The 13,331-nt window shown below is 31.2% G+C and carries 12 protein-coding genes; all 12 read right to left on the bottom strand.

Features of this window, described 5'->3' with window-relative positions; all coding sequences use genetic code 4:
- Positions 1-89: 89 nt before the first annotated feature.
- The gene (gene rplL / locus EXC45_RS01160) at positions 90-461 is read right to left on the bottom strand and encodes a 50S ribosomal protein L7/L12 (protein ID WP_036433987.1); all 372 of its coding nucleotides are present in this window, start codon (positions 459-461) and stop codon (positions 90-92) included.
- 31 nt (positions 462-492) lie between these two features.
- Positions 493-990 (bottom strand): 50S ribosomal protein L10, encoded by a 498-nt coding sequence (gene rplJ, locus EXC45_RS01165; protein ID WP_036433985.1) that lies wholly within the window; start codon positions 988-990, stop codon positions 493-495.
- 171 nt (positions 991-1,161) lie between these two features.
- A complete protein-coding gene (gene glyA, locus EXC45_RS01170; protein WP_036433983.1) occupies positions 1,162-2,433 on the bottom strand; it encodes a serine hydroxymethyltransferase in 1,272 nt (423 codons plus the stop codon).
- 5 nt (positions 2,434-2,438) lie between these two features.
- A complete protein-coding gene (locus tag EXC45_RS01175) occupies positions 2,439-4,598 on the bottom strand; it encodes a phenylalanine--tRNA ligase subunit beta (protein WP_036433981.1) in 2,160 nt (719 codons plus the stop codon).
- A gap of 1 nt (position 4,599) precedes the next feature.
- Positions 4,600-5,259 (bottom strand): uracil-DNA glycosylase, encoded by a 660-nt coding sequence (locus tag EXC45_RS01180; RefSeq protein ID WP_036433978.1) that lies wholly within the window; start codon positions 5,257-5,259, stop codon positions 4,600-4,602.
- The gene (pheS, locus tag EXC45_RS01185; RefSeq protein ID WP_036433976.1) at positions 5,249-6,202 is read right to left on the bottom strand and encodes a phenylalanine--tRNA ligase subunit alpha; all 954 of its coding nucleotides are present in this window, start codon (positions 6,200-6,202) and stop codon (positions 5,249-5,251) included. The genes EXC45_RS01180 and pheS overlap by 11 nt, the downstream gene beginning before the upstream one ends.
- Positions 6,203-6,211: 9 nt before the next feature.
- Positions 6,212-7,417 (bottom strand): replication-associated recombination protein A, encoded by a 1,206-nt coding sequence (locus tag EXC45_RS01190; RefSeq protein ID WP_036433974.1) that lies wholly within the window; start codon positions 7,415-7,417, stop codon positions 6,212-6,214.
- Positions 7,418-7,507: 90 nt separating this feature from the next.
- Complete coding sequence (locus tag EXC45_RS01195) at positions 7,508-8,596, bottom strand: hypothetical protein (protein WP_036433972.1); 1,089 nt, start codon at positions 8,594-8,596, stop codon at positions 7,508-7,510.
- A gap of 15 nt (positions 8,597-8,611) precedes the next feature.
- Positions 8,612-10,000 (bottom strand): ABC transporter ATP-binding protein, encoded by a 1,389-nt coding sequence (locus tag EXC45_RS01200; protein WP_084272191.1) that lies wholly within the window; start codon positions 9,998-10,000, stop codon positions 8,612-8,614.
- Between the two features lie 2 nt (positions 10,001-10,002).
- Positions 10,003-11,214 (bottom strand): ABC transporter ATP-binding protein, encoded by a 1,212-nt coding sequence (locus tag EXC45_RS01205; protein ID WP_036433970.1) that lies wholly within the window; start codon positions 11,212-11,214, stop codon positions 10,003-10,005.
- 7 nt (positions 11,215-11,221) lie between these two features.
- On the bottom strand, positions 11,222-12,262 hold the full coding sequence (locus EXC45_RS01210; RefSeq protein ID WP_036433968.1) for an ABC transporter permease: 1,041 nt from the start codon (positions 12,260-12,262) through the stop codon (positions 11,222-11,224).
- Positions 12,262-13,329, bottom strand: a complete 1,068-nt coding sequence (locus tag EXC45_RS01215; RefSeq protein WP_036433966.1) for an ABC transporter permease — start codon at positions 13,327-13,329, stop codon at positions 12,262-12,264. The genes EXC45_RS01210 and EXC45_RS01215 overlap by 1 nt, the downstream gene beginning before the upstream one ends.
- Between the last annotated feature and the right edge of the window lie 2 nt (positions 13,330-13,331).

Below are 13,331 nucleotides of genomic sequence, written 5' to 3' on the forward strand. Positions count from 1 at the left end.
CTTCAACTTCAATAGTTGTTTTTAAAAACTTCAAAAGCACAAAAAAACAAAGCCACTAAGGCTTTGCTACATTATTTAGAAGTTATAAATTACTCAACTGAAACTTCAGCTCCAGCTTCAACAAGAACAGCTTTAATTTGTTCTGCTTCTTCTGGTTTGATGTTTTCTTTAACTACTGCTGGAAGGTTGTCAACAAGTTTTTTAGCTTCCATAAGTGAGTTTCCAAGTAAGTCTTTAACTGCTTTGATGATTTGAACTTTTTTACCGTTGTCAGCTTTAATAACAACTTTAACGCTTGATTTAGCTTCTTCTCCACCTTCAGCAGGAGCAGCAGCAACTGCTACAGCAGCTGTAGGGTCGATTCCAAATTCTTCTTTCATTGCGTCAACAAGTTCCATAACTTCTTTAATTGACATTTCTTTAAGTGATTCGATAAATGTTTCTTTAGTTAATTTAGCCATGATAATTCCTTTCGTTATCTATTTAATTTAATTATTCAGCTTTTTGTTCACTTACTAATTTAAGTGATAATGAGATTTGTTGTAATGGTGCCATAAGTGAACGTGCAAGAATTCCAAGAGCTTCCTCGTATGATGGAAGAGATGCAACTTGTTTAACACCTGTAGCATCAATAACTTGTCCTTCGTATGTTCCGGCTTTAATAACCATTAGTTTGTGAGTTTTAGCAAATTTAACAAGTAATTTTGCAGCAGACATATCGTCTTCTTTTGAAAATGCAAAGATGTTTGGCCCAACTAAGTGGTCAGCAAGTTTTTCAAAACCAGTTCTAGCTGAAGCGATTTTGAAAAGTCTGTTTTTGTAAACTTTGATTTCAACACCAACTTTTTTTGCTTCAATTCTTAATTCTTTAAGTTCAGCAACTGTAAGTCCACGGTATTCTGCAAAAGCAATAGCTTTAGATTCTTGCACTTTTTGTGCAATTTCGCTAACTGTATTTCTTTTTGCTATTTTGAAATTTGATTCAGACACTGTTTATGCCTCCTTTCAAAAATATTGCAATACAAACTAACTAAGAGATACACTCGGCAACATGATTAAGCTTAAAGGCCGTTGCTGTCTTTATGTATTGCTTTTTTATTTTATCACTAAATTTTAAAAATCCAACTCTTTTTATAAATAAAAAGATAGTTTCCTATCTTCTTATTTCAAGTAACTTTTTTGAATTGGGAATTCTTTTGTTCAAGAATTTATTTCTTGGAGCAATTCTTTTTTACTTTTGATTGATTCTTTGGTATTTTGTGCATAAAACTCATAATTACTTAATACTTTGTGAATGAGTTGAGCCAGTTCTTTTCACTTAGTAAATCCCCGACTAGTCATAGCCGCTGTTCCTAAGCGAATTCCACTAGTAACCATTGGAGATAAAGTGTCAAAAGGAATTGAATTTTTATTAATGGTAATGTTAAAGTATTCAAGAAGTTCTTCAGCTTGTTTTCCAGTAATGTTATATGTATTATAAACATCAATCATAAACAAGTGATTGTCTGTTCCTCCAGAAACAATTTTAGCTCCTAATTTAATAAATTCTTTTGAGAATGTTTGAGCATTCTTAACAATGTTTTTTGCATATGTTTTAAATTGAGGTTGGAGAGCTTCATAAAAAGCAACTGCTTTTCCGGCTATAGCGTGAAAAAGAGGTCCTCCTTGATATCCAGGGAAAACTCATCTGTCTACTTTTTTAGCTATTTCAGGATCATTGGTCATGATCACACCTCCACGACCTCCTCTAAGTGTTTTGTGAGTTGTGGAAGTAATAATGTGAGCGTATCCTACTGGAGAAGGGTGTACACCACCAGCAATTAAACCGGCAATGTGTGCAATATCTGCCATTAACTTCGCTCCACATTTATCGGCTATTTCACGAAAACGTTTAAAGTCAATTACACGTGGATAAGCTGAATAGCCACAAATAATTAAATTAGGTTTTTCACGCATGGCAATTTCTTCTATTTTGTCATAATCTAAATAACCGTTTTCAGCTACATCATAAGTAATAGATTCATAAAAAATTCCGCTAAAAGAAATTTTATATCCATGAGTTAAGTGTCCACCAGAAGATAAACTTAATCCCATGATTTTTCCTTTTTCAGGAACTACAGAAGCTATTGCAGCGGCATTAGCCACTGATCCTGAATAAGGTTGCACATTAGCATATGAAACCTTAAAGATTTCTTTAAGTCTTTCAATAGCTGCATTTTCAACAATATCGACATTTTCACAGCTTCCATAATATCTACGAGATGGATATCCTTCTCCGTATTTATTGGTCAACACCGATCCTTGTGCTTTGAGAACTTGTTCAGAGACATAATTTTCTGAAGCAATCAATTCAATGTGATTTTGTTGGCGTTTGAGTTCAGCATTAATAGCTTTTTGCACTAAAGTGTCTTCGATTTTAAGTTTTTTGTACATATTACCTACTTATTAAAATGTTTATCTATTTTTTCAATTTCTTCAGCAGTAGCTAAAGATCTTAATGTCACAAATCTTGTGTTAGTTTCTTTTTTGTAAAAATCATCAATTTGAACAATCTCAAATACTTTGGCAATTGATTTTATTTCAGTTACTTTTGTCGCAATATTATCTTGCACATTTAATTCAAAGGTTAAATCAAGTGTTTTGTATGGGTCATAAGAAATTGAATTAAATTTAGAAGCATGATTATCTTTTTGATCTAAAAATTCAGCATAAAAAGCATCGGTATCATCATATTTAGGATGAATTTTTCCAATTCAACCAATCATTTCATTTTGAGAATTTAAAATTTTTGCACTTGAGTTAGGATGAATAAATTCATTATCTTTAAAAGGCACTAATGTAACCTCTTGGTTAATTAAGTCTAAAACATCTTGAGCAAATTGGTAGTAATTTTTAGTTGTAGAAGCTAATGAATTAACATAGACGTTGTCATTAATCATTCCTTTTTCAAAAATATTTAAATTGGTTAATTTACGTTTTTGATTGTATTGAATTACTTCTTGCAATGATATAGCTAAAGAGTTACGAATAACTTCTCTTTCCTTAGACACAAAAGTTAACAATTTAACACTGCAATTGAAGTTAAATGGATTAAATTGGGCTTTTTGTTCAGACACTAAAGTAAATGTTCTAGTTTCATCATAACCTTTTGAAGCGAGTAAATTTTTAAAAATATTTCTTTGTTGAGTTTTAATTGGTGCGTTTTTAAATTTGGCAGGAGCAAAATTATCATAAGAATAAAAACGGAATAATTCTTCAATAATATCAGCAAAAATAGTTACATCATAACGATAGTTTGGAACTTTAACTACGTCATTATCAAATTCAAAACCAAGTGTTTTGAGTTGTTGTTTTGGAACCTCAAACACATTTAAGTCACTCATTCCAGAATATAATTTGAGTTTTTCTTCATCAAAAGGTATTTGTTGTTTTGTTAATTCAAAATCAGCTCCAACAATGTTTGAATATCTTAAGTTATGCGCTTTGCTTTGAAGATATTGCATTCCTCTTAAAGCAATTTCTTTTGATATCACTCTTGAACCTTGGTTAGCTGAGTTGGATAAAATTTTAATTTCTTTAGCACCATGGCGTACAAGTTTAGGATCAAAAACTCCTATTTCAAAAACAAAGTTATCACTTTGTTCAGTTACTTTAAATTCTTCAATTCCCATTACACATGCAAGTGACACTACTTCATCATTGTGTTTAATTGCTAATACATTCTCAACTTCTACTTCTTTGTTTCCTAAAATAGTTGTTTTTCCACTGTATAATTGTGCGCTTAATGTTGAGGTTATCTTTTCTTTTGGGTACACATGAGCTGGAGCTCCTGTTTCAAGTAAACATAAGTTAGTTAAATTAATTGCTCAATTGAATTTAGAATCAATTTGGTGTTTAGCTAACAATAAACATTCATCTAAAGATGTTTTCTTTTTACCTTCAACTTCCAAAAACATTAATTCTTTAGCTTCTTGTTTATTTACTTTTAAATTTGAAGTGAAACTTTCTACAACTGGATTGTGTTCAATTTTAACTTCAGTTTGATAATAAGCAGCTAATTCAGAAGCAATTGTGTAATATGAGTTGGCATCATTACGATTAGCAGTAGTGCTAATTTCAATTAAATAATCAGTTAATCCGAATTTTTCATCAGCATTATCACTTAAAGAAGCAAAATCCTTATCCAAAACTAACACTTGATCTTTTTCACTTAAAAGAGTTCAATCATAACCCATTTCGCTTCATGAAGCAAACATTCCTTCAGATATTACACCTTGTAATTTAATTGGAGCAAATACATGCTCTCCTTTTGAAGAACCTTCTACAAAACATACAGTTAAATCACCAGGTTTTAAGATTTTATTATTGGTTTGAATGGTGATTTCTTTATCAGATAGTTTCAATTTAACAACATCTAATTTATCAGTGTTAGGATTAGGTTGCACATCTAAAACTTCAGCAAAACGCAATCCTTTTGCATCAGAAAAAGGTTTAATATATTCAACTTCAAACCCTAGAGCATTTAAATCCTTTTCTACTTCTATGGTTAACTTTTTCTTAGGTAAATATTTATTAAGGTGATTAAGCGATAAAATCATTTTAATTCTCCTTTAATTCTCAATTAATAACTGACAAATTTAATTTTTCTAAAGTTGTATTAATTTTTTTAAAAATCTGCGATCCAGCAAATCCTTTATTAACTGAAAAAGGACTCGGATGAGAAGTTTCAAATAGATATTGTGGTCTGACACTTAATGAATTAATAAATTCTTGAGCATGTTTTCCTAAGGCTACAAAAATGACATCTTTGTTTGCTTTAATTATTTCTTCACAAACTACCTTGGTAAATTGTTCTCAGCCCAAATGTTTGTGTGCAAGAGGTTTTTTAACCACAGTAGTTAAACTTGTGTTTAGAAGTAACACTCCTTGTTTAGCTCACTTAGTCAAATCATTGCTTTCTAAGGAAATATTAGGGTATGTTTGTTTAAGTTCAGCAAAAATATTTCTTAAGCTTGGAGGAGTTACTTTTTGACGAGTTGAAAAAGCCAGTCCATCGGCAACATTAGCTTTATGATATGGATCTTGTCCTAAAATAACGACTTTAGTTTCATTAACTTGAAAAAAGTCAAAAGGTCTAAACATATCAATTTGATGAGGAACAATTTCAAAAGAACTATATTCTCGTAATCCCTCAATAATATTGTTGAAATAAGGTTTTTGACCTTCGGTTTGTAAAATTCTTAAAAAACTATCTTTCATCTTTAAATTGCTCCATTATTCTTAAATCATTACGGTATAAGTCACGAATATCGGTAAATCCGTATTTAATCATTGTGATTCTTTCAACTCCAATTCCAGCTGCAAATCCATTTCAATTATCGCTGTAACCTGCAAGTTTAAGCACATTTGGATGTAACATTCCAGCACCTAAAATTTCAATTCATTTGTTTTTATAAAATACATCCACTTCAACGCTAGGTTCAGTAAAAGGGAAATATGAAGGTCTTAAACGAATTTGAACCTGTTCTTCAAGCACATATGAAAGCAAATCTGTTAAGGTTCAAATTAAGTTGGGAAAACTCACTTGTCCAACTGAAACAAAATCAATTTGAGTGAATTGGTGTGAATGTGTTGCATCATCTTCATCATGACGATACACTTTTCCAATAGCAAAAGTAGAAACTTCTTTATTAGCATTTTCTTCAAGCACTGTTGCAGTAATTCCGGTATTATGAGTTCTTAGTAAAGTTGTGGCATTTAAATAAAGTGAATCATGCATAGCTCGCGCCGGGTGATCTTGAGGAATATTTAACCGTTCAAAATTATATAAATCCGAAACAATTTCTCCAGCTTCTTGTTCATAGTACCCATGAGAATAAAATCAATCTCTTAAACGATTTTCCACAATGGTAATTGGATTTAATGAACCACGCCGTCTAAGAGGAATAGTTACATCAACAAATTCCTTATTTAGTTTGCTTTGGATTTCTAAATCCTTAATTTTTTGATCCGCTTGCTCAAAAAATGCTGTGTATTGTTGTTTTAAAACATTAATTGCTTGCCCTATTTCTTTTTTTTGCTCAACTGGAGCGCTTTTTAAACTTTGTTGTAATTTAAAAATTTCACCTTCAGGTCCAAAAGCTAAATTTTTAGCTTTTTTAAGATCTTCTAAGTTATTAATATCATCTAAATTTAACTTCATGATTTCTCCTTATTTTTTAATTTCAGTTCAGTATTTAACTATTTCTTGTTCACGTTTATTCAATCCTGGTTGATAAAATTTTTCTTCTTTGAGTTCTTTTGGAAGATACTGTTGCTTAACTCAGTTATTTTCAAAATCATGCGGATATTTATATCCAACTCCATCTCCAAGTTTTGATGCTGATGCATAATGAGAATCTCTAAGATGTTGCGGTATTTGATAAATATTGCCAACATCAATCATACTCAAAGCTTTATCGCGAGCTAAAACAACTGAATTTGATTTTGGAGCTAGTGCTAGCTCCATTAAAGCGTAAGTAATTGGTAAAAGTCCTTCAGGCACTCCAAGTCGTTCATATGCTTCAATGGCAGCATGAACTTTTAAATGAATAGTTGGCGAAGCTAGACCAATATCTTCATAAGCTACCGCTAACATTCGACGAAACAAACCATCAAAATCTCCGCTTTTAGCAATTAACATTCCATAATATACTGCTGCATCAACATCGCTTCCACGAAGTGATTTATGAAGTGCTGATAAGTTGTTGTAATGGCTTGTGCCTTTTGCATCCGAATAAAATTGAACATTAGGGACAATAACTCTAAGATCTTCTTCAGTAACTTCTAAGTTATTTCCTTTTAAAATCGAAAGCATTTGTAAATTATTTAAAGCAATGCGATAGTCTCCGCTAGACATAAATGCCAATTTATTTAAAAGTTCATCAGAAATATTTAATGAATTAAAGTGATTGGTTATGTTCTTGCGTAATCCAGCAACAATTTGTTCGTTGGTTAATTTAAACAACTGCAAAATTTGCATTCTACTTCGCAAAGCTGGATTAACTTTAAAATAGGGATTTTCAGTTGTGGTCGCATATACAATAATGCGATCAAATTCAACATAAGGAAGTAAAATATCTTGCTTATCCTTATTTAAACGATGAATTTCATCAACAATAATAACTTCACAACTTTCAAGAATTTCAATTAACTCTTTTTTTGAATCAGTAGCAGCATTAAAGTATCCATAACTTTTGTTTAATTCCTTAGCTAATGCAGTAGCTGCTGAGGATTTTCCAATTCCACTTTCTCCAAAAAGTAAAAAACTAGTTGTTAGATTATTCTTAACAACTTCTTTAAAAAGCTTTTTCACATGTTCTTGTCCGACAATTTCATCAATTGTGTTTGGACGCAATTCATTAGCTAAATTTTTCATACTTATAATTAATAATATTAATTATAACTTTTTTAAAAAAATAGTGCTCTAAGATATAAAAAAACATAGCTAAATAGCTATGTGAATAAATTAATTTGATCTTGATGCTCTTTGGATTAATTCAGCATTTCTTTTAACTAAAAATGTGTATGTAAATGCAAAAGAATAAGGTCTTAAATCATCATTGGTTGGATAAGTTGAAAAACTAATTCTAAAGAATCTTTCTGTTGCATCATCGCTTGGTTGACCATTAGAATCTTTTACTAATTGACCTCTTAAAAGAGAAGCTAAACGAGAACTATAAATTTGATTATCTAATAAATAATCAATGGTTAGTATCAAAGTAGAAACTGATAAAAACATTGTTCCGTAAATTGTAAAATCATTAACTAAACGAGCATCTAAATCATAATAAGGACTTACACCAGGTGTTGCGGAATTTACAAGTTTGAAAATTCCTTTAATAACTCTTTCTCTAAGAGCTAAAAGTGCGCTTTTACCACTTTTTTGCGAAACACTTAAACCGTCATTTTCAGGGTTATTATCAATGTATTTTAACGGAACATTAACAATTGTAGGAACGGCTCTCCGAACAGTTCTTCCATTTTCGTCAGTTGAACGAACAAATCTTCTTACTCTTAATCTAACAGCTAAATTATCACTTGTAGGATTTCAGTTTTTGTGTGAATCACTAATATAAAATCTTCTTAAAATAGCTAATTGTTCTGTACTTTCAGCTCTTTCATTGTATTCTAAAGAAACTTTATTTAATTCTTTTAAAAAATCTTCTTTAGTTACATCAGAGCTTCATTCAACTCTTCCATAAGTTGTATTTGCATCAATTGCTTCTACAGAAAATGTTCCTGGTTTATCTTCTTGAGCCGGTGTTGCAGAATCAGAAGAAGAATCAGAAGAACCTTCCTGAGTTGGTGTTGAAGTAGCTGTATCAGTGTTTGTGTTAGTTCCGGTGTTATTTGAAGGAGAAGTGTTTTCAGCTGTATTTTCAGGGTTATTTTGATTTTCAGCAGAAGGTGTTGTTGGATTATTTTCGGTATTAGATTCTGGTTTATCAACATTAGGTTTGTCAGGTTTGGTTTGAGCAGTAGGGCTACATTGAGCCGCCACAAAAGCCGGGGCTAGTAACGTTGAAGATAACAGAAATAGTTTTTTTAATTTCATAGTCGTTTCCTTTTTTTAATATTTACCTTGTTTTCATTGTTCAACTTCTTCAGGTGTTCCTAAAACATAATGATCATCATTGATTTTTACTCATTCAGGTTGAACTTCTTCAGAATAATTATGCATAGATGGATCATAAACATATCCAACTAAACTTCCTTTTTCTGAATCAATAGAAGGAACTGCATCTAAAAGAGATTTAGTGTATGGGTGAAGTGAATGATTGATAATTTCTTCAGTTTTTCCTACCTCTAGAAGAACACCTTTATTCATAACTGCAATTCTATCTGAAATATATTCAACCATACGCAAATCGTGGGCGATAAATAAAATGGTTAAATCAAATTTTTCTTTAAGCTCGTTAAAAATGTTAACTACTTGAGCTTGAATTGATACGTCAAGAGCTGAAATTGGTTCGTCAGCTACTAAAAGTTGTGGACGTAAAACAACAGCACGAGAAATTCCGATTCTTTGTTGTTGTCCTCCAGAAAACTCAAGAGGGTAACGTGGAAGTACAGATTCGTCTAATCCAACACTTTTAAGAATTTCTTTAACTAAAATACGTTTGCACTCTTTTTCAGAATATTGCATTTCAGTATCACGATGAGCTTTAGTGCTAAGTAAATACTCATGTGCTGTTGGTTCATTTACCAACATTGGTTCAAATTCTTCATATAAAGTTTTGTAACCTACATGTTCATCAATGGCCACTTTACGGTTTAATTCATTAAATAATTCTTTGGTGAAAGTTTCTTTTTTTCCTTTGGCTGAAATACGAGCAAAAGTTTCTTTTAAAACATCTTGATCAATGTTATATAAGTAAATTTCTTTAGCATTTTTGGTGTTTTCTAACCCTTCAGAAACAACTTTTTCCACGTTAACATGTGGATTTAAAGAGTTGGCAGGGTCTTGGAAGATCATTTGCACTTTATTAACTAAGAAGTTTTCAATTGCCTTATATTCTTTAAGCGCTTCACCAAATTTAAGACCTCTTTTAAGTTTTTTAGGTAAAGTTTTGTTTAAAAGCTGAATATCTCCATGTGAATAAGGAATAAGTCCAACCAATGCTTTACCAGTAGTTGATTTTCCTGAACCAGATTCACCAACAAGCCCTAAAACTTCTCCTTTGTAAATGTTTAAAGATAAGTCTTTAATAGCTCTAAAAGCTTTTAAACCACTACCATAAGTGATGTCAACATTTCTCATTTTTACAAGAACTTCTTCTCCGTGCTTTGGAGTTAACATCTCTTCGGTTCCTTTTAAAATAGGTCTATATGAATAAGTGTGAAACACACCGAATCTTGTTTGTTTATCTACAATAACTCTTTGACCATCTGCAGTTGTTCCAAAAACGGAATTATCTGAATCTAAAGTTATTGATTTGTAGTCTGATTTGTTTTTCATCATTATTTTTTACCTTCAGTAAATTCCTTTCATAATTTTTGAATTAGCACAGGTGGTTCATATTTTGGAGCTCTTTCGTCAAGCAAGGCTGATTTAACTCTATGTGTTTCAGAAACTCAATAAAATTTAGGTTCTTCAACAAAATCAATATCTAAAGCATAATCATTTCTAACGGCAAAAGCATCTCCAACAATGTTATTAAGTGAAGAAGGAACACTTCCTCTAATTGTTGCTAAACGATCTCCTTTGTTAACATCAGGCATTGATGAAATTAGTCCTCATGTGTAAGGGTGTTGAGGGTGTTTTAAAATTTCTCTAGCTGTTCCCTCTTCAATAATTTGTCCAGCATACATAATTGAAATGTAATCACTAATAGAAGCAACAACTCCCAAATCGTGAGTAATGAAAACAATTGATAGTTTTAAGTCTTGTTGTAATTCTTTAATTACATCAAGCACTAAAGCTTGAACAGTAGGATCCAACGCTGTAGTTGGCTCATCCATAACCAAAATTTTTGGTTCAAGTGCAACAATAGCAGCAATAACAACCCGTTGAATCATTCCTCCTGACATTTCGTGAGGATAAAGTTTCATTACCGCTTCAGGATCATGAATTTTAGTTCTTCTTAAGAATTCAACGGCTCTTTGATAAGCTTCTTTTTTGTTTTTAACAATTTTGTTAATTAACATCCCTTCCATAATTTGAGCTCCAACTTTCATTGTTGGGTTCAAAGTAGACATAGGGTTTTGGAAAACTGCTGAAACAACTCTACCTCTATAACGTGAGTGCTCTCAGTTTCTAAAACTAAAGTTTTCAACATTATTGTTATAAAGTTTAACTTCTCCAGAATCAATAACAGCATTATTCCCTGTTAGACCATATAAAAGTGATGTTAAAACACTTTTCCCTGATCCAGATTCACCGATAATAGCATGAACTTTTCCTTCATAAATTTGAATAGAAGGTCCTCTTAGAACTTTGTTTTTTTCTCCAGGACGAGCTGGATTTGTAAAGCTTAAATGAATATCTTTAATTTCAGCAGCAATTGGTAATTTAGTTCCATCACTAAAAGTTTTGTATTGTACATCTTTGTAAAAATTGTCTCAGTCAAATGTAGATAGTAATTTTTTAGATTTTCTTGAAAACTTATTTCTTAGAGAACTTAAAGCGCTATTTGAGTTAGCTGATTTGTTTTTATTAAATAACTTTTTCATAACGCTCCTATCTTTGTCTTCTTAATGAATCTTGCACACTTGCTCCAATAAGTTGAACACTTGTTGTGATTAAAATCAAAATAGAAGCAGGTACAAAAACATATCTTAAATATTGTGGGAAGATTTTTTGTCCTTCAGAAATTAAGTTTCCTAATGTAGCTGTTCCTTCGATGTTAAGTCCAATGAAAGCAAGTGATGTTTCTGCAAGAATAACTCCAGGAATACTAAATACAAGTTGAGTAATTAAGATTGGTAAAATAACTGGCACATAATTTTTAAGAATTTTTCAAGTTGGTGTTCCAAGGACTCTAGAAGCTGAAACTCATTCAAAGTTTCTTGCTCTTTTTACTTGGGCTCTAATTTGGTTTGCCATTCCAGTTCATGATGTAAATGAAAGTGAAAAAACAATAACTCAGAAACTAGGAGAAACAACAATTGTCATTAAAATCAAAATTAAAATGGTAGGAACAATTGAAATGATTTTAATAATAAAGGTCATAACTTTATCAAAGCGTTCAAATTGACCCATCATAATTCCGATTGTAACTCCAATGAGAACTTCAATAGCTGTTGTAACAAAAGCTAAAGCTAGTGAATAACGAAGTCCTCATCATAATCTAGCTCATAAGTCTCTTCCTTGAATATCGGTTCCTAATAAATGATAAACTCCAACATTATCGGTTCTTCCGAAAGTTAAATTACGTGCGTTAACATTACTAAGTAGTGGATCTTGAGTTGTAAAAGGAATAATTAATGCTAATACAACTAAAAACACTAAAATTCAAAACCCAAAAACTCCACCGGTGTTTTGTGAAAATCTGTGTACAAATTCTTTGAAAACTTTAGTTTCTTTACCTAAGTGTTGTGATTCTGAATATTCAAAAGCATCTCCAATTAATTTTCATTTTTGGTAATTAATTGGTTGTAAGAATTGATTTGGTGCTAAATCCAATGTTTCTAAGTTAGTTTGAGAAAGACTTTGGTTAGCTTTGAGCTTGCTAATTTTGTTAGATGCTTTAGCTTTTAAATTTTTTAATAAATTAGCCATTATCTACCTCTCCTTCTAACTCTAGGGTCAATTGCTTCATATAGTAAATCACGTGAAGCGTAAGATAAAATTGTTAAAATTGCAAAAATTACAATTAAGAACAAAATAACATTATAGTCTTTTGATTGGATAGCTTGAAGCAAGGTTGCTCCTGATCCGGAAATGAAGAAAATTTGCTCAATGAAGATACTTCCTAAGAATGAACTGAAAATAACAGCAGGGAAGAAAGTAGCAATTGGGAAAAGAGATGGTTTTAGAGCGTGTTTTCACACAAATCTATTTTTTGATACTCCTTTTAAGTAAGCAAATTTTGCATGCACTGAGTTAAGTTCTCTATTTAACTCAGTTCTAATGTATTTGATATACACAATAATACTTCCTAATGAAAGCGCAAGACCTGGCAGAATGTATGTTAAGAGATCTTTTTCATTAAATACATATGGAATTCCAATTGAACGACCAATAAATACAAGCACAAGCGCAAACACAATTGAAGGCACTGATGAGAAAATAGAAACTACAACTGTTGATGCGTTATCAATGAATTTTCCAGGGTTTTTACCAACTCAAATTCCAAGAGGAATTCCAATTAAAACAGTTAGTAAAACACTAAAAATTCCAATATAGAATGATTTTAAGAATCTATCTCCAATTCAATCAGAAATTGGTTGGGCTGGGAATAGTGAAAGAGAAATTCCAAAGTCCAAATTAGCCAGTCCTTTAAGGTAGTTTAAATATCTAGTAAAAATTGGTAAGTCAAGTCCATATTTTTGCTCTAAAGCAGTTTTTTGAGCTTCAGTTAATCCAGCAGTTAATGAGTTTGAACCAGGTACAGCGTTAATTAAGAAGAAAGTAATGGTAATAACAATAAATCCAATAATGAAGAATTCTAAAATAATTTTTAAAACTCTTCAAATTGATTTAGCTACAGGATGTTCCATGAATGAGAATAAATCTCTAAATGAAGATTCACTAACTCTTTTATTGGCAAAATAAACTTTATTTGAGCTTTCACGAGCAACAAATGATGTTTTTGAATGATTTTTATTAATTAAATTCTGATTCATTT

The sequence above is a fragment of the Mycoplasmopsis columboralis genome, from assembly GCF_900660675.1.
Lineage (GTDB): Bacteria > Bacillota_I > Bacilli_A > Mycoplasmatales > Metamycoplasmataceae > Mycoplasmopsis > Mycoplasmopsis columboralis.